Origin of the sequence: Faecalibacillus intestinalis (assembly GCF_015097455.1) — a bacterium.
Taxonomy (GTDB): domain Bacteria; phylum Bacillota_I; class Bacilli_A; order Erysipelotrichales; family Coprobacillaceae; genus Faecalibacillus; species Faecalibacillus intestinalis.
In genome coordinates this window covers 1-17,963 of the sequence record NZ_AP024085.1, presented here as the reverse complement: position 1 = coordinate 17,963, position 17,963 = coordinate 1, and the positions used below count along the sequence as shown (strand labels likewise).

The window sequence follows — 17,963 nt, the reverse complement described above, 5'->3', positions numbered from 1 at the left end:
TTTGTTTCACGTGAAACAAAAAAAGAATATCATTATTTAGAATGATATTCTTGATAAACACTATTTTTATTTAAATTTCTTTGTTTAGCAACTTCTTTAATTGCATCTTTAGTAGACATTCCTTTTTCAATGTACATATCTACGTCTTCCTTGATTGTTGTTTCAAAAGTTATTTCTTCTTCTACTTCTTGACTACCTTCAACAACAATAACCATTTCTCCTTTTAATTCTTCTACAATAGAAATAATTTCAGAAATATGACCTCTAATGATTTCTTCATGTTTTTTAGTAATTTCTCTACATAAAGCAATATTTCTATCTCCTAGAATATCTAACATTAAATTTAATGTTTTTTTAATTCTATGTGGTGATTCATAAAAAACAATTGTTTCTTTATATTTTTTTAAATCAATTAATTCTTTTTTCTTTTTCTTATCTAAATGATCTAAAAAGCCATAAAACATAAATGGTTGTGGAGCAATTCCTGAAACAACTAAAGCATCTAAACAAGCATTACATCCTGAAATAGGAACAACATTTATTTCATGTTCTATTGCTTCTTTAACTAATTCATATCCAGGATCAGAAATAGCAGGATAACCGGCATCACTTACTAAAGCAATATCATTTCCTTCTTCTAATAATTGTATAAGTTTAGGAATTGATTGTTTTATGTTATGTTCATGATGAGAAATAAGTTTTGTTGAAATTTCAAAATGATTTAAAAGCTTAACAGTATTTCTTGTATCTTCTGCAGCAATATATTTTACATTTTTTAAAGTATTAATAGATCGATATGTCATTTCATCTAAATTACCAATAGGTGTTGCTACTAAATATAATGTTGGTCTTTCATTTTCAAAACTTTTTTGTCTATTCATCTATCTTCTCTCCAAACATTCTTCTTACTTCATTACTGTAACTTCCATCATCATTATGTGCATATAATGGTGGTTCGATTTTTAATCCTTTTTTTCCTTTATACATTCCTTCTACTAATAAGACATGTGAATCTCTATTCATTTTAGGATATACAAAACGTATTCTTTTAGGTTCAATATCATATTTTTGCATAATATTTAAAATATCAATCATACGATCAGGTCGATGAACAATTGCAAATCTTCCTTTGTTGTCTAATAAATAAGCTGCCGCTGAAATAATACCTTCTAAATCAATTTTTATTTCATGACGTGCTATTGTTAAATATTCATTATCATTTAAATTACTATTTTCCCCTACTTTAAAAAATGGTGGATTGCAAACAATCAGCTGTGCTTTTGGTAACTCTTTGATAACATCTTTAATATCTCCATGAACGACTTCAATTTGGTCATTTAAATCATTCATCTCAACATTTCTTCTAGCAAGATCAACCGCTTCATCTTGAATTTCTATACCTATAATTTTTTTAGGTGTTCTTTTTGAAAGCAATAATGGAATAGCCGCATTATTTGTACCAAAATCAACAATATTTTTTACATCTTTATTGATTGTACAAAACTGTGATAATAAAACAGTATCCAAAGAAAAGTTAAACATATCTTTTCTTTGGATAATTTTCAAATCATTATGTGCTAATAAATAATTAATGACTTCTTGGTTTTCCATTTTTCTTTCCTGCATGATTATTTTTATCAAATTTAATTTCTTCTAAACCAACGAATACAATTCCATTATTTGTTTCAATTTTAACAAGATCATTAATAACATTTAATCCTGTTACTTTTACATCTTTATCTTGATATTTTACACGCGATCCTATTTTAGGAAAACGTTCTTTTTCTAAAGAATAAATTTCATCTTCATATTTTAAACAACACATTAATCTTCCACATGCACCTGATATTTTTTCTATATTAATTGCTAACATTTGATTTTTAGCCATATTAATAGAAACTCCATTAAATTCTCCTAAAAGAGTTGAACAACATAATGGTAAACCACATGTTCCAATTCCACCAATTACTTTTGCTTTATCTCTTGGACCAATTTGTCTTAACTCTATTCTACATTTGAAAACAACAGCTAATTCCTTTAATAGTTCCCTAAAATCAACACGATCATCGGAAGTATACATAAAAATAACTTTTGCTTTATCTAATGTATATTCACAATTAGTAAGTTGCATATTAACATCATATCTTGAAACAATTTCTTTACATGTTACTAATGCTTGTTTTGCATCCTTAACATTTTTTTGATAATTTTCTATATCTTTTTTTGTAGCTTTTCTAACTATCTTTTTTAATTCTGTATCTAAATTAAATTCTGATATATCTTTTAATTCCTGTGATATTTCTCCAAGTTCTAATCCTCTAGCAGTTTCTACAACTACTCGGTCATCTTTTTTTAATTTTAAATTTGTGGAAAAATAATAGATCTTACCAGCACTTTTAAATTTTACACTTGCAAGTTTAATTTCTTCCATATAAATTCCTTTCTATATTCTATACATCATACTATCCATAAGTAATGGAATATTAGCATTTGTATCTAATAAGTATGATGTTTCTAATAATAATTCAATTTTCTTTATTATATCATTGTTATCATATGTTAGTGAATTAAAAAATTTTACGTGATTACAAAAAACAACTTTTCCGTTTTGTTTCACGTGAAACATATCCTTAAGTGCAAGAATAATAAAGTTAATAAATAATTTAATATTTTCCTTTTCTTTATGATTTTTAAGCATATGAATTTGTGTGTTTATGATAAGATTTTCTCTATATAAAAATAAATCCTCAACAAAATTGATTGCTTGTAACATAATATCATCAAAATCATCCTGATTTAAATTTTCTAAATCATCTTCATCTTTAATAATATAAGATAAGACACTTGCTTTTTCTTCTTCATATCCTTTAGCAATCAATTTTTCTTTAAGTACTTCTTTATTATCTGGTTTTAATTCTATAACCTGACATCTAGATATAATCGTTGGTAAAATACGGTTGATATTTTTAGTTGTAAAAATTGCATAAATACCTTCTGTTGGTTCTTCTAATATTTTAAGTAAAGCATTCATAGCTTCTTTGGTTGTTTTTTCAACATTCTTTAAAATATAAACTTTTGCCTTACCTTCAAGAGAAGACTTTTTGAAAGTTTCTTGTATATTTTCAATGTGTTTCTTTTTAATACTTTCCTCTTCTCCATCAATTTCTATAATATCTGCATATTGATGGTTTAATACTTTTTGACAATCTATACATTGTTCACAAGCTAAGGTTTCATTACATATAAGTGACATTGTTAGAAACTGTAATGGTTGATCAGTATTATTTCCGACAAGTAAGAATGCATGTGGTATTTTTTTTAAGTTAAATTCATTTTCAATAATTCTATAGAATAAAGGTTGATTTTCTTTTAAATAATCTTTGATCATAATATTTTCTTAATTTCCTTTAAGGCATCTTGTACAACATCTTCAACCTTTTGATCTGCATTGATTTTTACAATACGATCACTATATTGTTTACAAATTGTTAAATAACCTTCATAAACATTTTTATGAAAATCACTTTTTTCTAAATCTAATCGGTTTGTTTCTCTTTGATTAACTTTAATTCTTTCTAATCCTTTTTTATAATCAATATCAAAAAATAAAGTTTTATCTGGCATAACATCGTTTATCGCAAATAAATTCATATTATAAACTTCATCAATTCCTAGATTTCTAGCAACACCTTGATAAGCAAGTGAACTATCTACAAAACGATCACATAATACAATATACCCTTCTTTTAAAGCTGGTAATACTTTTTCTACAAGATGTTGTCTTCTTGCTGCTGCATATAATAAAGCTTCTGTACGTGCATCCATTTTTGTATTTTTCTTATCTAAAATAACATTTCTTATTTGTTCAGCAATATCAACCCCACCTGGTTCTCTTGTAAGTAAGACTTCATATCCTGATCCATTTAATATTTTTACAAGTTCTTTAGAAACTGTTGTTTTTCCACTACCTTCTGGTCCTTCTAATGTAATAAACTTTCCTGTCATAATACTTCTCTCCTCTTTCTTCATTATTATAACTGATTTTTCTATTTAAACAAGAAAAGACCTCTTGCAAGGTCTTATATTTTCTTTCTTCCTTCTAAAGATTTTAATAATGTTAATTCATCTGCATAATCAATATTACTTCCTATTGGTAATCCATTAGCAATTCTACTTGTTTCTATTCCTTTTTTCGCTAACAACTTAGCTAGAAACAATGCTGTTGTTTCACCTTCTCTTGTAGGATTCGTTGCAATAATCACTTCTTTAACTCCATCAAGTCTTTCAAATAAAGAATTAATATTTAAATCATCTATCGTTTTACCATCAATCATAGAAATCGTCCCATGTAAAACATGATATAATCCATGATATTCTCTAACCTTTTCCATAGCAAAAACATCTTTAGGACTTTCTACAACACAAATAACTGATTGATCCCTTGTTTCATCTTTACAAATTTCACAAAGTTCACCTTCACAAATATGTCCACATTTTTTACAGTAATGGATATTATCTTGAAAATGAGATAACACATTTGCAAACTCTTGGACATATTCTTTATCCATTGATAAAACATGATAAGCTAATCTTTCTGCAGATTTACCACCTATTCCTGGTAGTCTTTTAAAACATTCAACTAAATCTGTAAATGACTTTGGATAATTCATAATACACTCCTATTCTTCAAATTCAACAATCTCATCACCAAACATATCAATCGCATATTGCTGAGCTTCTGTAAGTTCTACAACCGGTTCATGATATTCATCAATATGATGTAAAACAATTGGTTGTGGTTGTGGTAATTTTTTTTCTTTACTAAGTTGAATAAATTTTTGTCTCATATTTGGCCAATCTGCTTCCATTACTGCAATAAAATCGTATTCTGATCCTAAAACTTCCTTTAAGAAATTTTTTAATGGATAATAATTTTCTGTATAGTTAATACTATTCACTTCTGGTTGATATTTCAATGTCAAAATAAAACCTTTTTCACCAGCAGCTACAGGTTTAGCATCACATAGCATATTTGCATATTTAGCAGTATTAAGATTATAACAATATCTTCTAATAACTGGCCATTTATCTTGAATATCATTTAAAACTGTTCTTTTCGCCTGTACTAAAATATTTAAAATGTCATTAAAGTCTACTTCTATTTGAGCTGTTGTTTTTACTTCTTTTACCTCTTCTTTAGATTCTTCCACAGGAGTTTCTACTTGTTCAACTTTCGGTTCTTTCTTTTCTTCTACCTTTTCTTGTAAATCTTCTTGAGGTTCAATTACTGGTTCTTGTATCTTTTCTACTGGTTTTTCAACCACTTCTTCTTGTTGAACTTCAACCAATGTTTCATGTGAAACATTTTCAATAACTTTTGGTTCTTCTACAACAACTTCTTTATGTTCATTTTCAATTTGATTACATATCTTTAATAAAGCTAATTCAAAATATGTTGATGAATCTACAGCCTGTCCATAATGACTACTTGCATCCATAAAAATATCAATCATTTGAAATGCTTCTTCTACTAATATATAAGGAACAATTTGTTGGATATCGTTTTTATGCAAAACAAATAATAAAGATAAATCTTGCGTGTTTTTAAAAATAATAACATCTTTTAAAACATCTATTAAATCTTGTGTCAATCTCTTTAAATCAATACTTAAAGACATCATATGATCTAATGTTTTTAAAACATTCTTCATATCCTTTGTCAGTAATAATTTAATTAAACGTATTTTTTCATCATTTGCTAATAAGCCATAAACTTTATTAATATTTTCTACTGTTAAATGTCTATCATACGCTAAACATTGTTCTAAAATACTTAAAGCATCCCTCATTCCCCCATCAGCCAACTTAGAAATAATTTCAAGAGATTCTTCATCATATTCTACATTTTCTTCTTTTAATACATATTCCAAACGACTAATAATATCATGTTCATCCACACGTTTGAAATCAAATCTTTGACAACGTGAAATAATAGTTGGCAAAATTTTATGTGGTTCTGTTGTTGCTAGAATAAATACGATATGTGCTGGTGGTTCTTCTAATGTTTTTAATAAAGCATTGAATGCTTCAGGTGTCATCATATGAACTTCATCAATAATATAAACTTTATATTTAGCATTAATAGGGGCATATTTTACTTTATCTATCAAATCTCTAACTTCATTGACTCCATTATTACTTGCAGCATCAATTTCAATAACATCAGGATGATCTCCTTGAGTAATTGCTTTACAGTTAGGACATTCATTACATGGAGGATGATCTCCTGTACAGTTAATAGCTTTAGCTAATATTTTAGCGATCGTTGTTTTCCCTGTTCCACGTGGTCCAGCAAATAAATAAGCATGCGCTATTCTATTTTCTTTAATTGCATTTTTTAATGTAATTGTAACATGACTTTGTCCAGCGACATCTTCAAATGTTTGCGGACGATAAGTACGATACAAGGCTTTATATGACATATTCTCAACTCCTATCTCCTACATTATACACGAAAAAAAGATATGAGTAATCATATCTTTTGACGTTTCTTTTTAAAATAGTCTTTTATTAACTTTGAACATTTATCTTTTAAAATATCTGATTGAATCATGGGAATATAATTAAGTTTAGGATCCGGTAAATGAATCAATTTATCTAAAGACATCCATCTTGTATCACTTGCACCATAAACAACTCTTTGAATATGACTTTGAATAATAGCTCCCGAACACATTAAACAAGGTTCTAAAGTTGTATAAAGTGTACATTCATCTAAGCGCCATCTTCCTATTTTTTTACAAGCTTCTTCAATAGCTAACATTTCTGCATGACCATAAGTTTGATTTAAATACTCTCTTTGATTATATGCACGGGCAATAATTTGATCATCTTTTACAATGATACATCCAATTGGTACATCATCATGTTTTAATGCTTTTAAAGCTTCTTGATAAGCTATTTCCATATATTCTTCATCATTCATCTTTTTTTCCTCTAAAAATAAAGACCATCACACATAGACGGTACTTCTTAATGCTGCTACCTTCCGGTCCTGACATGGTTCGAAGCCGCCTATTGTAATGGCAAATATGATTATAACGTATTTTAGATTTTTAATCAATATATAAATTCATTAAAAGTGCATCATAATACTTTTGATTGACATTAAACATTTGAGGATATCTCCCTATTTCTTGAAAATTAAACTTTTTATAAAGATTAATAGCTGATAAATTATCCTCTTTCACTTCTAAATCAAGAACTTTTAAAGATGTTTCTTTGATCATTTCTAAAGCTTCTTCCATCATCATTGAAGCAATCCCCATATTCCAATATTCTTTTTTAACAGTGATTGCAAAATGACCAATATGTTTTAATCTTTCTTTTTGTTCACCTTGAATAGATAATAAAGAAACAAGTTCATCATCAATAAAACCACATAAAAGTAAACTATTCTCTTGATCAATAAAATCTTGAATAACTTCCATTTCTTCAAATTCATTTAAATAACATTCATTTAAACCATAAGTTAAGTTATCACTTTCTCCCCCAACCTGATTTAAATAATCAATAATCATTGAAGCATCCTCAATTTCTGCTTCACTTATAAATAATTCCATCTTTTTCTTACCTTTCTATAAAAAAGAGTCACCGAAGTGACTATTTTTTAGGAATAATAATATCTTTACCACCCATATAAGGACGTAACGCTTCTGGAATATTAATAGATCCATCTTCATTATAGTTATTTTCAATAAAAGCAATAACTGCTCTTGTTGAAGCTAAAACTGTATTATTTAAAGTAGAAACATAATAATTTCCATTTTCACCTTTAGCACGAATACCTAAACGTCTAGCTTGTGCATCTCCTAATGTTGAACAAGAACCAACTTCAAAATATTTTTGTTGTCTTGGTGACCAAGCTTCAACATCACATGATTTAACTTTTAAATCAGCTAAATCTCCAGAACAACATTCTAATGTTCTTACTGGAATATCTAAACTTCTAAATAATTCAACTGTATATGACCACATTTTGTCATACCATTCCATAGCTTCTTCTGGTTTACATAAAACAACCATTTCTTGTTTTTCAAATTGATGAACACGATAAATACCACGTTCTTCAATACCATGTGCACCTACTTCTTTTCTAAAACATGGTGAATAAGAAGTCATTGTAATTGGTAATTCTTCTTCTTTAACGATTTGATCTTTAAATTTACCAATCATACTATGTTCAGAAGTTCCAATTAAGTATAAATCTTCACCTTCAATTTTATACATCATGGCATCCATTTCATCAAATGACATAACACCTGTAACAACATCACTACGAATCATGAATGGTGGAATACAATAGGTAAATCCTTTATCAATCATGAAATCTCTAGCGTATGAAAGCATTGCTGATGATAAACGAGCGATATCTCCCATTAAATAATAGAAACCATTTCCACTTGTTCTACCTGAAGCTTCTTTATCTAAACCATTAAAACGAGCAATGATATCAGCATGGTATGGAATTTCATACTCAGGTACAACTGGATCTCCGTATTTTTGAATTTCTACGTTTTCTGAATCATCTTTTCCAATAGGTACTGAATCATGAATGATATTTGGTATTTTCATCATGATTTCTTTTAATTCTTTACCATATTCTTCTTCTTTAACTTCTAAATCTTTTAATTCTTCTGCCATAGAAGTTACTTTTGCTTTAATTTCTTCAGCTTCATCTCTTTTGCCTTCTCTCATTAAAGCACCAATTTCTTTAGAATATTTATTTCTTAAACTTCTAATTTCACTGGCTCTTGTGACAACTTCACGATAATCTTTATCTAATTTATAAGCTTCATCTACTAATCCAACTTTTTCATCTTGAAATTTTTTCTTCATATTTTCTTTGACTAAAGTAGGATTTTCTCTAATTAAATTAATATCAATCATTTTCTTTCCCCTTATATTATTAATAACTGCCTTGATTATACATCAAGGCTATTTTCTTTGCAATTCTCTTTTAATCCAAGCCATAATCACTTGAACAATCATCTCTTGTTGACTGTCATTTAACTGTGTATGTGGCTTAATATGATACCACTTATATAAACACCCTCGACAACATGAAGCCGTGGCATGTTGAGCAATAAACACAGGATGATTTTTCATCGGTGTTTGCTTTCCATCATTTAAAATCACAGCCGGTGCTATTCTTTTAGAAATAAAATCTCTGGCGTGTTGTTCTATAACATCTAAGCCTTTTTCATTACAATAATCTTTATACTTTTTAGCAAGATGAAAAGAACTTCTAAACTTTGAATGATCTAAACGATTAAACAATCTTTTTAATTCTTCCCCATTCATTTCTAAAAGAGTCAGATTACTCTGACTCTTCTTCACCTTCTTCTACAACTTCTTCTTCATTTTTAGCAACAACTTCCACAGAAGAAACCTTGCTATCATGTACTTTAATAAGTCTTACACCTTGAGTCGCACGTCCTGCTGTTTTAACTTGTTCCATAGGTAAACGAATCACAATACCATCATCTGTAATAATTAATAAATCTTCATTACCTTCTACTGCTCTAATAGCTACAATTTGTCCATTACGTTCAGTAACATTAATTGTCTTAACACCTTTTCCACCACGATTAGAAACACGATATTCATCAATTGGTGACATCTTACCATAACCTTTTTCCGTAACAACCATAATTAATTGTCCTTCACGGTTTGTTGTCATACCAATAACTTTAGAACCATCAACATTAATACCTTTTACACCACTTGCACTTCTTCCCATTGGTCTAACATGACCTTCAGAGAATCTTACAAGTTTACCATTACTAGCAGCAATTAAGATTTCATCATCCCCTTTAGTTAATTTAACACCAACTAAAGAATCATCTTCTTTTAACTTAATAGCAATCTTACCTGTTTGTCTAATGTTTTCAAATTCTGAAATATCAACACGTTTAACTAAACCTTGTTCAGTTGCAAAGAATAAATACCAATGTTTATCTTCTTCAATCATTTTCTTATTAATATTAATTAATGATTTAACACTTTCATCTTTATCAAGATTTAAAATATTAACAATTGGTAATCCCTTAGCAGTTCTACCAAATTCAGGAATATTATATCCTTTCAAACGGTATACCTTTCCTTTATTAGTAAAGATCAATAAATCATCATGTGTTGACATATGAATAAGTGAACTAATCACATCATCTTGTGTTGTTGACATACCTTTAACACCACGTCCACCTCTGTTTTGAGATTTATAAGTATCTACTGGCATACGTTTTACATAACCATTATTAGTGAGTGAAATAATAACATCTTCTACTGGAATTAAATCTTCATCTTCAATATCAAATGTACCTTGAATAATTTCAGTACGACGTTTATCACCATATTTTTCTTTCATTTCTAATAATTCATTTCTAATGATTTCTAAGATACGTTCTTCATTAGCAAGAATATCTTTTAAATCAGCAATTGTAATTAATAAATTATTTAATTCTTCTTCAATCTTTTCTCTTTCCAAACCAGCTAAACGTTGTAATTGCATTTCTCTTACAGCTTTAGCTTGTTTATCAGACATTCCAAATTCATCCATTAATCTTTGTTGAATGATTTCAGTTGTTCTACTTGTACGAATTAATTGAATAATTTCATCGATATGATCTAAGGCTTTCTTTAAACCTTCTAAAATATGTGCTCTTGCTTCTGCTTTATTTAATTCAAATTGTGTTCTACGACGAATAACTTCTTCTTGATGTTGTAAATAATATTGAATTAATTCTTTAAGTGTTAAAGTTTTAGGTTCATTATTAACTAAAGCAATATTATTGACACCAAATGTTGTTTGTAAAGAAGTTAATTTATATAATTGATTTAAAATAACTTCTGCTTGAACATCTCTCTTTAATTCAATGACAATTCGAATTCCTTCACGGTTTGATTCATCACGAACATCACTAATACCTTCAACAACTTTATCACGTGCTAAATGCGCAATCTTTTCGACTAATCTTGCTTTATTTACTTGATAAGGAATTTCATAAGCAACGATTCTTTGTCTTCCCTTATGTTCTTCAATTTCTGTTTTTGCACGCATAACGATTAAACCATTACCTGTTTCATAGGCTTTTTTAATCGCACTCTTTCCTAAAATATATCCTCCTGTAGGAAAATCAGGTCCTTGAATATAATTTTCCATTAATTCTAAAACAGTAATATCAGGATTTTTACTTACCGCAATAACGGCATCAATCACTTCACCAATATTATGAGGTGGCATATTTGTAGCCATCCCAACAGCGATTCCTGTTGTCCCATTGACCAATAAGTTAGGAATACGACAAGGTAATACCGATGGTTCTCTTTCTTCACCATCATAGTTTGGAATAAAATCAATCGTATCTTTATTGATATCTCTCATTAATTCCATTGAAATTTTAGACATTCTCGCTTCAGTATAACGCATAGCGGCAGCGCCGTCACCGTCAATTGAACCAAAGTTTCCATGACCATCTACAAGCATATAACGATATGAGAAATCTTGTGCCATTCTCACTAAGGCTTCATAAATTGAAGAATCTCCATGAGGGTGATATTTCCCCATAACTTCCCCAACGATACGCGCAGATTTCTTATACGCTTTATCACTATAACAACCAAGTTCATTCATACCATAAACAATACGTCTTTGAACTGGTTTCATTCCATCTCTTACATCAGGTAATGCACGTGCTACGATAACTGACATGGCATAATTCATGAAAGAAGTTTTCATTTCTGATGTTAATTGAATTTTTCTAATTCCTTTTTCTTGATTATCCATTTTCTACTCCTTCTAAATATCTAAATCAGTTACATATTTTGCATTTTCTTGAATAAATTCTCTACGAGGTTCAACTTTTTCACCCATTAACACATCAAAAATCATATCTGCTTCCATCGCTTCATCTAATTCAATACGATTTAAAATACGGTGTTCAGGATCCATTGTTGTTTCCCATAATTGATCCGCATTCATTTCTCCTAACCCTTTATATCTTTGGATAGAATATTTTGCACCTTCACCTAACTTTGTTCTTAAATCATCTAATTCTTCATCACTATATAAATAGTGTTCTTCTTTTCCATGTTTTAATAAATAAAGTGGAGGTTGAGCCGCATAAACAAAGCCACCTTCAATTAAAGGTTTTAAATAACGATATAAGAAAGTTAACATTAAAATACGAATATGTCCTCCATCGACATCGGCGTCGGTCATAATAACGATTTTATGATAACGTAATTTATTAATATCAAAATCTTCACCAATTCCTGTACCAAAAGCAGTAATCATACTACGAATCGTATCACTTGATAAAACACGATCTAATCGCGCTTTTTCAACATTTAAGATTTTACCACGAAGCGGTAAGATAGCTTGAATACGACGATCTCTACCCATCTTAGCACTACCCCCGGCAGAATCCCCTTCGACAATGAAGATTTCACATTCACTAGCATCTCTTGATGAGCAGTCAGCTAATTTCCCAGGCAATGATGTAATTTCCATTCCTGTTTTTCTTCTTGTCATTTCACGTGCTTTTTTCGCAGCTAAACGTGCATGAGAAGCAACGATTGCTTTTTCTACAATGATTTTAGCTGTATCTGGATTTTCTAATAAGAATTGATCCAATGATTTAGAAATAATATTTGAAGCAATCTTTCTTACTTCTGCATTTCCTAATTTTGTTTTTGTTTGTCCTTCATATTGAGGATCAGGATGTTTAACAGAAATAATCGCTGTTAAACCTTCACGACAATCTTCTCCTGATAAAGCATCATCTTTTTCTTTTAAGAAGTTTCCTTTTCTTGCATAGTTATTAATAACCCTTGTAAGAGCTAAACGGAAACCTTCTTCATGTGTTCCTCCTTCATGTGTATTAATATTATTACAGAAAGAGTAAATATTTTCTTGATAACCATCATTATATTGCATTGAAACTTCAATCTTAATATCATTTTGCATATCTTCTACATAAATGATTTCATCATGAATTGGTGTTTTATTTTTGTTGATATAAGCAACATATTCCTTAATACCACCTTCATACATATAATCATGTTCACGATTTTGTCCATCTCTTAAATCAGTTAAACTAATTCTTAATCCCTTATTTAAGAAAGCAAGTTCTCTAATTCTTTGTCTTAAAACTTCATAATCATAAGTTGTTGTTTCTTTAAAGATTTCAGCATCTGCTTTAAAAGTAACCTTTGTTCCTTGCTTATCAGTAGGTCCTAATTCTTTTAATGGTGCAACTGGTGTCCCACCATTTTCAAATCTTTGATAGTATTCTTTTCCATCACGATAAACATTGACTTCTAGCCATGAAGATAAGGCATTAACAACAGAAGCACCTACACCATGCAATCCACCGGAAACTTTGTAGCCTCCGCCACCAAATTTACCACCAGCATGTAAAACAGTAAAAATTGTTTCAACTGTTGATTTACCTGTCTTAGCGTGTTTTCCAGTTGGCATTCCACGACCATCATCAATAACTTCAACTACATCGTCATCTTTCAAAATTACTTTAATATGACTTGCATACCCTGCTAAAGCTTCATCGATTGAGTTATCAACAATTTCCCAAACCAAATGATGTAACCCTCTAGATGATGTCGTACCAATATACATACCCGGTCTTTTTCTAACAGCTTCTAATCCTTCTAATACTTGGATATCTGACTCATCATAGCTATGTTGTACTTTATTTTCTTCTGCCATCATTTTTCCTCCCTATGATTAATATTAATTTTCTTAGCTTCTTTAATAACATGATGTTCTATTCCATCTATTGATGTTGTTGTAATAAACGTTTGAATACGATTATTTAAAATATCTAAAAGTTTTGTTTTTCTTTGATCATCTAATTCTGATAAAACATCATCTAATAAAAGAATAGGATATTCTCCAATTTCTTCTTTTATTAATTCTATTAAAGCTATTTTCATACTTAAAACGATTGTTCTTTGTTGACCTTGAGAAGCAAACTGATGTGCACTCTTATTATCAATAAAGATCTTCATATCTTCCTTATGAATTCCATAATAAGTACTTAAATATCTTAAATCTCTTTCAATTCCTTTTTGATAAAGTTTTAAAATATCTTCTTTATTAACATCTTTAATAAAACATTCATATCGCAATTCAACGATCTCATGACAATTTGCAATATTTAAATAAATATCTTTTACTTTTAAAGATAAACGTTCGATAAAATTATTTCTTTTTTCAATAATCTTAATTTGAACTTCAGCTAATTGCTCATCTAAAGTTTCTAGATATTCATCATATTTACCTCTTCTTTGATTCAATAATTTAAGATACTGATTTCTTTCCTTTAATAATCGATTATACTTAGTAAGATAAAAAACATAAATTGGTGAGATTTTAGATAACTCCAAATCTAAAAACTTTCTTCTAATACTCGGAGAACCTTTAACCAATGATAAATCATCTGGTACAAAGACAACCGCATTTAAATAACCTACATAATCTGAAATCTTTAAAATATCTTTTCCATCTACTTTTGCTTTTTTTGATTCCTTAGATAAAATAAGTTCTAATTGATGCATTCTTTCATTAGAAAAAACATTTCCTTTTACTTTTGCAAAGTCATGATCAAATCGAATCATTTGATCATTGATATGTGTTCTAAAAGATTTACAGACAGATAATAAATAGATTGCTTCAATAATATTCGTTTTCCCTTGAGCATTCCCACCAATTAAAATATTAATTCCTTGATCAAACTCAATAAAAAAATGATTATAATTTCTAAAATCAGTCAGTTCTAAATTATTGATGCGCATTTATACAATAAAAATTTCCTTCAAATTCAACTTGGTCACCATCATGAAGCTTTTTTCCTCTTCTAAGTTCCACTTCACCATTGACCTTTACTTGACCATCTTTAATAATCATTTTTGCTTCAATCCCACTAGATACAAGATTAACAAATTTTAAAAATTGATCTAATTTAATATATTCATCTTTAATTGGTATTTCTTTCATACTTAACCTTCTTTTCTCTATAATTGTACTAAGTTAGTATATCATAAGAATCATAAAAATTCAAAATATTGCGCTATATTCGCTATTTTTATTTACGAATAGAAAAATACTTTTTTGATAAAAAAGCTCTTAAAATAAAAATTACTTCCCAAATAAACAATTAAAAGGAAAATTTACAAAAAAAAGAAGCTTTCGCTTCTTAATATGTTCTAACTGGTAAAACAAGTTGTAATAATTCATCAGAATCAAAATCTTTAACGATGAATGGTTTCATTTCTCCAGTGAATAATATTTTTATTTTATCACCACTAAATGATTTAATAGCATCACTTGCATATTTACAACTAAATGAAATAGTAAGTGGTTCTCCTTTATAGAAAGAAGAAGCTAAATTTTCTTCCACTGAACCAATTTCTTGTTGATATGAAGATAAAATAACTTGTTCATTAGACATATCTAATTTCACAATATTATTTTGTTCATTTAATAATAATGAAACACGGTCAATCGCATTTAATAAATCAGCTCTATTAATATCTAATTCATAATCAAATTCTAAAGGAATCAATCGAGCTGTATCAGGATAAGATCCATCAATTAAACGTGTTTGAATAATATTTTTATCAAACACAAATAATACTTTACGTTCAGATACATATAATTCAATAAGTTCATCTTTTTCAATAATCTTACTAATTTCATCTAAACTTAATTTAGGAATCGTAATATTAAAAGTCACATCTTCATCAATAGAAATAATCTTTTTAGCTAAACGATAACTATCAGTAGCAACAACTTCTAAAACATGATCATGCGCTTTAAAATTGATACCAGTTAAAATAGGTCTTGTTTCTTTATCACTAGCAGCAAACTTTGTTTCTCCAATAATATCTTTTAATACAAGAGCATTCATCATAAAATGAGTTCCTGTTTTACTTAAATCAATACGTGGATATTCAATAGCATCAGTACCATTTAAGCTGTATTCAATTTGACTTCCTTTAATACGAGTAAGTAAACCATCAATAATTTCAATTTCAATATCATCACTATTGATCTTTCTTACAATATCAAAGATATAACGACTATTTAAAACAACTGCTCCTTCTTTAAGGATTACTAAATCATCATCTTCATCAATAATTGTTTGAATAGTGATATCACTATCACTTCCTGTTAAGATAAGTTGATGAGCTTGTAAATCAAATTTAATCCCTGTTAAAACAGGTAAAGGACTACGAACAGATACAGCTCTTGTTGCTTTAGCAAGTGCGTTTAATAATTTTATTCTTTTAATTCTAAAATGCATATTTGCCTCCTGTTATTTATATATTTAAAAATAAGTCATTATTACTATTAGCATGTGAACAATGTGCATAAATGTAAAATATGTTGATTTTATCAATGTTTTTTATATGAATATCAATGTGCACATATTGTTGATATTAGTCACTACATTGTGCCTAACTTTTGTTTAAGTTTATCTACAGCGAGTTTATAATCTGGATCTTTTTTGATTTTTGTTTCTACTCTTTTACAAGCTTTCATAACTGTAGAATGGTCTCGATTGGAAAAAGTTGTTCCAATTTCACTAAAAGTAATATCCAAAAGTTCCCTCATTAAATACATACATATTTCACGAGGTGTTACCAAGTTTCTCGTTCTATTTTTAGAAATAATTTGACTAATGGTTAAATAATAGAATTCAGCGGTTGTTTTTAAAATGAATTCTTTTGTTAGTGGTTCTTGTGCTTTTTTTATAGTTTTTTGATCTTTAAAGACTTCAGATGCAAAATTCATATCTATGTAATTAGTTGATTCCATGATACTACAGAAGAATAGTCGTTTTAATTGACCTTCTAAAGAACGAATATCATTACAATAATTCATAACCATGAAGTCTAAAACATCATCTGTAATAACTAAATCTGTATTACCTAGATTTTCTATTTTCTTCTCTAAAATTGCCTTTGCTGTTTCAAATTCAGGTGGATCTATTCCAAAAGATAGACCTGATTTAAAACGACTAATTAAACGTTCTTCAATTCCTTGAAGTTCATCAGGCATTTTATCACTTGTAATAACAATTTGATGATTGTTATTAATGATTTCATTAAATATATGGAAGAACATCTCACTACTTTTTTCTTTTCCAAATAAAAATTGAATATCATCAATTAATAAAATATCAAGATTTCTATAATAACTATAAATCTCATCTGTTGTATTTGTTTTTATAGAATTAATAATTTCATCCACAAAATCCTTAGAAGTAATATATCTTACTAATAAATTAGGATTTGTTTCTTTTGCTTTATTTCCAATAGCATTTAATAAATGTGTTTTTCCAAGCCCTGGATGACTATATAAAAATAAAGGATTAAAGTTCATACCAGGTTTAGTTGATACAAGTAAAGCAGCATTTTGTGCCATACGGTTTGAATTTCCTACGATAAAATTAGCAAATGTCATATCAGGATGAAGATGACTATCGATTTTAGGAACCTTTTTTTGTTTAGATTTTTTATATTCTTCTACTTCTAATACTTTGATTTTTATTGGTTTAGAAAAAGAATTAGAAAGAATAGATTCTATTTCTGCTCGTTTTTCTAAAATAGCATCAATATTCCATTTTAATTCAGTGGTGATAATAACTTGATTATCTTCAATTTCTTCTAGAGTTGCAGGTTTAAATAGTGAGTCCAAGATGATCTTATCATCAACTATTTTATTTTTTTCTAAAGTTTCTACACAAGATGACCAGATTTTGTTTAAATCTTGCACAATTTTCAACTCCCTTTCGACTCAATTATATAAAAGATGTGAACTCTTTTAAAGGAAAAATACTGTCTGCACAATAGCTTCACAATTTTATTCACAAAAA

At 28.5% G+C, this 17,963-nt stretch carries 17 protein-coding genes and 1 other RNA gene; all 18 read right to left on the bottom strand.

From position 1 onward, the window contains the following. Positions 1 to 32: 32 nt before the first annotated feature. The 18 genes from rsmI to dnaA all read right to left on the bottom strand — a co-directional run bounded on the left by rsmI (position 33) and on the right by dnaA (position 17,863). Complete coding sequence (gene rsmI, locus Fi14EGH31_RS00090) at positions 33 to 881, bottom strand: 16S rRNA (cytidine(1402)-2'-O)-methyltransferase (RefSeq protein ID WP_022002028.1); 849 nt, start codon at positions 879 to 881, stop codon at positions 33 to 35. Beyond that, complete coding sequence (locus Fi14EGH31_RS00085; protein WP_117480548.1) at positions 874 to 1,611, bottom strand: tRNA1(Val) (adenine(37)-N6)-methyltransferase; 738 nt, start codon at positions 1,609 to 1,611, stop codon at positions 874 to 876. The genes rsmI and Fi14EGH31_RS00085 overlap by 8 nt, the downstream gene beginning before the upstream one ends. Then, on the bottom strand, positions 1,589 to 2,431 hold the full coding sequence (locus tag Fi14EGH31_RS00080) for a PSP1 domain-containing protein (protein ID WP_195932961.1): 843 nt from the start codon (positions 2,429 to 2,431) through the stop codon (positions 1,589 to 1,591). Before Fi14EGH31_RS00080 ends, Fi14EGH31_RS00085 begins: the two co-directional genes overlap by 23 nt. Before the next feature lie 12 nt (positions 2,432 to 2,443). After that, positions 2,444 to 3,388 (bottom strand): AAA family ATPase, encoded by a 945-nt coding sequence (locus tag Fi14EGH31_RS00075; RefSeq protein WP_234697810.1) that lies wholly within the window; start codon positions 3,386 to 3,388, stop codon positions 2,444 to 2,446. Further along, positions 3,385 to 4,005, bottom strand: a complete 621-nt coding sequence (gene tmk / locus Fi14EGH31_RS00070; RefSeq protein WP_200765002.1) for a dTMP kinase — start codon at positions 4,003 to 4,005, stop codon at positions 3,385 to 3,387. The genes Fi14EGH31_RS00075 and tmk overlap by 4 nt, the downstream gene beginning before the upstream one ends. A 74-nt stretch (positions 4,006 to 4,079) precedes the next feature. Then, positions 4,080 to 4,670 (bottom strand): recombination mediator RecR, encoded by a 591-nt coding sequence (gene recR / locus Fi14EGH31_RS00065; RefSeq protein ID WP_107029243.1) that lies wholly within the window; start codon positions 4,668 to 4,670, stop codon positions 4,080 to 4,082. Positions 4,671 to 4,679: 9 nt separating this feature from the next. Continuing rightward, the gene (dnaX, locus tag Fi14EGH31_RS00060) at positions 4,680 to 6,482 is read right to left on the bottom strand and encodes a DNA polymerase III subunit gamma/tau (RefSeq protein WP_117574328.1); all 1,803 of its coding nucleotides are present in this window, start codon (positions 6,480 to 6,482) and stop codon (positions 4,680 to 4,682) included. Positions 6,483 to 6,532: 50 nt separating this feature from the next. Continuing rightward, entirely contained in the window at positions 6,533 to 6,985 is a 453-nt protein-coding gene (locus Fi14EGH31_RS00055) for a nucleoside deaminase (RefSeq protein ID WP_022002035.1), read from the bottom strand. A gap of 16 nt (positions 6,986 to 7,001) precedes the next feature. Next, positions 7,002 to 7,090: signal recognition particle sRNA small type (gene ffs / locus Fi14EGH31_RS00050), an RNA gene on the bottom strand. Between the two features lie 25 nt (positions 7,091 to 7,115). Then, positions 7,116 to 7,622 carry a GNAT family N-acetyltransferase gene (locus Fi14EGH31_RS00045; protein ID WP_032091113.1) on the bottom strand — a complete coding sequence of 169 codons (507 nt, stop codon included), beginning with the start codon at positions 7,620 to 7,622 and terminating at the stop codon, positions 7,116 to 7,118. A gap of 40 nt (positions 7,623 to 7,662) precedes the next feature. Continuing rightward, a complete protein-coding gene (gene serS, locus Fi14EGH31_RS00040) occupies positions 7,663 to 8,949 on the bottom strand; it encodes a serine--tRNA ligase (RefSeq protein ID WP_022002037.1) in 1,287 nt (428 codons plus the stop codon). Positions 8,950 to 8,997: 48 nt separating this feature from the next. Beyond that, a complete protein-coding gene (locus Fi14EGH31_RS00035; protein WP_227351971.1) occupies positions 8,998 to 9,399 on the bottom strand; it encodes a DUF4186 domain-containing protein in 402 nt (133 codons plus the stop codon). Further along, a complete protein-coding gene (gene gyrA, locus Fi14EGH31_RS00030; protein ID WP_117574330.1) occupies positions 9,380 to 11,848 on the bottom strand; it encodes a DNA gyrase subunit A in 2,469 nt (822 codons plus the stop codon). Before gyrA ends, Fi14EGH31_RS00035 begins: the two co-directional genes overlap by 20 nt. Before the next feature lie 12 nt (positions 11,849 to 11,860). Then, positions 11,861 to 13,789: a DNA topoisomerase (ATP-hydrolyzing) subunit B gene (gene gyrB / locus Fi14EGH31_RS00025; protein ID WP_022002040.1), complete on the bottom strand. Its 1,929-nt coding sequence runs from the start codon at positions 13,787 to 13,789 to the stop codon at positions 11,861 to 11,863. Continuing rightward, positions 13,789 to 14,877: a DNA replication/repair protein RecF gene (gene recF / locus Fi14EGH31_RS00020; RefSeq protein WP_117844686.1), complete on the bottom strand. Its 1,089-nt coding sequence runs from the start codon at positions 14,875 to 14,877 to the stop codon at positions 13,789 to 13,791. Before recF ends, gyrB begins: the two co-directional genes overlap by 1 nt. Beyond that, positions 14,864 to 15,079: a S4 domain-containing protein YaaA gene (yaaA, locus tag Fi14EGH31_RS00015; RefSeq protein WP_022002042.1), complete on the bottom strand. Its 216-nt coding sequence runs from the start codon at positions 15,077 to 15,079 to the stop codon at positions 14,864 to 14,866. Before yaaA ends, recF begins: the two co-directional genes overlap by 14 nt. 199 nt (positions 15,080 to 15,278) lie before the next feature. Continuing rightward, entirely contained in the window at positions 15,279 to 16,388 is a 1,110-nt protein-coding gene (gene dnaN, locus Fi14EGH31_RS00010) for a DNA polymerase III subunit beta (RefSeq protein ID WP_117787760.1), read from the bottom strand. Between the two features lie 143 nt (positions 16,389 to 16,531). Further along, positions 16,532 to 17,863, bottom strand: coding sequence for a chromosomal replication initiator protein DnaA (gene dnaA / locus Fi14EGH31_RS00005; protein ID WP_022002044.1), 1,332 nt, complete (start codon positions 17,861 to 17,863; stop codon positions 16,532 to 16,534). Positions 17,864 to 17,963: the final 100 nt, after the last annotated feature.

Bases quoted from the DNA above. Each gene is read 5' to 3' on its own strand.
- rsmI (WP_022002028.1), bottom strand. From the start codon at position 881: ATGAATAGACAAAAAAGTTTTGAAAATGAAAGACCAACATTATATTTA.
- Fi14EGH31_RS00085 (WP_117480548.1), bottom strand. From the start codon at position 1,611: ATGGAAAACCAAGAAGTCATTAATTATTTATTAGCACATAATGATTTG.
- Fi14EGH31_RS00080 (WP_195932961.1), bottom strand. From the start codon at position 2,431: ATGGAAGAAATTAAACTTGCAAGTGTAAAATTTAAAAGTGCTGGTAAG.
- Fi14EGH31_RS00075 (WP_234697810.1), bottom strand. From the start codon at position 3,388: ATGATCAAAGATTATTTAAAAGAAAATCAACCTTTATTCTATAGAATT.
- tmk (WP_200765002.1), bottom strand. From the start codon at position 4,005: ATGACAGGAAAGTTTATTACATTAGAAGGACCAGAAGGTAGTGGAAAA.
- recR (WP_107029243.1), bottom strand. From the start codon at position 4,670: ATGAATTATCCAAAGTCATTTACAGATTTAGTTGAATGTTTTAAAAGA.
- dnaX (WP_117574328.1), bottom strand. From the start codon at position 6,482: ATGTCATATAAAGCCTTGTATCGTACTTATCGTCCGCAAACATTTGAA.
- Fi14EGH31_RS00055 (WP_022002035.1), bottom strand. From the start codon at position 6,985: ATGAATGATGAAGAATATATGGAAATAGCTTATCAAGAAGCTTTAAAA.
- Fi14EGH31_RS00045 (WP_032091113.1), bottom strand. From the start codon at position 7,622: ATGGAATTATTTATAAGTGAAGCAGAAATTGAGGATGCTTCAATGATT.
- serS (WP_022002037.1), bottom strand. From the start codon at position 8,949: ATGATTGATATTAATTTAATTAGAGAAAATCCTACTTTAGTCAAAGAA.
- gyrA (WP_117574330.1), bottom strand. From the start codon at position 11,848: ATGGATAATCAAGAAAAAGGAATTAGAAAAATTCAATTAACATCAGAA.
- gyrB (WP_022002040.1), bottom strand. From the start codon at position 13,789: ATGGCAGAAGAAAATAAAGTACAACATAGCTATGATGAGTCAGATATC.
- recF (WP_117844686.1), bottom strand. From the start codon at position 14,877: ATGCGCATCAATAATTTAGAACTGACTGATTTTAGAAATTATAATCAT.
- yaaA (WP_022002042.1), bottom strand. From the start codon at position 15,079: ATGAAAGAAATACCAATTAAAGATGAATATATTAAATTAGATCAATTT.
- dnaN (WP_117787760.1), bottom strand. From the start codon at position 16,388: ATGCATTTTAGAATTAAAAGAATAAAATTATTAAACGCACTTGCTAAA.